The organism is Mycobacterium sp. 1245852.3, assembly GCF_001669335.1.
GTDB classification, from domain to species: domain Bacteria; phylum Actinomycetota; class Actinomycetes; order Mycobacteriales; family Mycobacteriaceae; genus Mycobacterium; species Mycobacterium europaeum_A.
On the sequence record NZ_LZLL01000546.1, the window covers coordinates 1 to 793 of the forward strand.

The following is a 793-nucleotide window of genomic DNA, read 5'->3' on the forward strand; positions in this document are numbered from 1 at the left end:
GCGGCGACCTGGCGAACATGTTGTGGCGCAGGATGATTGACAACGCCGAGGAATACATGGCAGAAGGCGTGCGCGCCGGGACGATCAAACCCAGCCGAGACCCCAAGGGGCGGGCCAGGTATTTGGCCATCACCGGCGGCGGCGGCTTCCTCCTCTACATCCAAATGCATGAAACACCAACGGATTTGCGGGCAGTGCTGCGCGACTACTCGCGCGACATGATTTTGCCCGCGCTCGAGGTCTACACCGAGGGCCTGCTGACCGACCGGACCATGTACGACGCATTCCTGGCCGCCGAAGATCAAGGAGGATCTGATGCCGACTGAAAACGCCGACGGATTCGCACCCATCGAGATCCGGGGTCTGACAAAGAATTTCGGCGCGGTTCGGGCGCTGGACGGCCTGGACCTCACGGTGCGGGAGGGAGAGGTCCACGGGTTCCTCGGGCCCAACGGCGCCGGGAAGTCCACGACCATCCGCGTCCTGTTGGGCCTGGTGAAAGCCGACGGCGGCAGTGTGCGGCTGCTCGGCGGCGACCCGTGGACACAGGCCGTCGCCCTGCATCGCCACATCGCTTACGTGCCAGGCGATGTGACGTTGTGGCCGTCGCTGACCGGCGGTGAGATTATCGACCTGCTGGCCCGGATGCGGGGTGGCATCGACAAGAAGCGCCGCGCCGAGTTGATCGAGCGCTTCGACCTGGACCCGCACAAGAAGGCGCGCACGCCTTCTGCCATGTATTCCTCGGCGTTGTCAATCATCCTGCGCCACAACATGTTCGCCAGGTCGCCGC

General features: G+C 64.6%; 1 protein-coding gene and 1 pseudogene. Both read left to right on the forward strand.

What is annotated here, in order from left to right; translation table 11 throughout:
* Window positions 1–326 (forward strand): annotated as a pseudogene (locus A9W96_RS25295) (TetR/AcrR family transcriptional regulator); the annotation flags it as partial.
* Window positions 316–793: ATP-binding cassette domain-containing protein (locus A9W96_RS25300; RefSeq protein WP_231999880.1), on the forward strand; the 478-nt coding region annotated here is incomplete at its 3' end. The pseudogene A9W96_RS25295 and the gene A9W96_RS25300, both read left to right, overlap by 11 nt.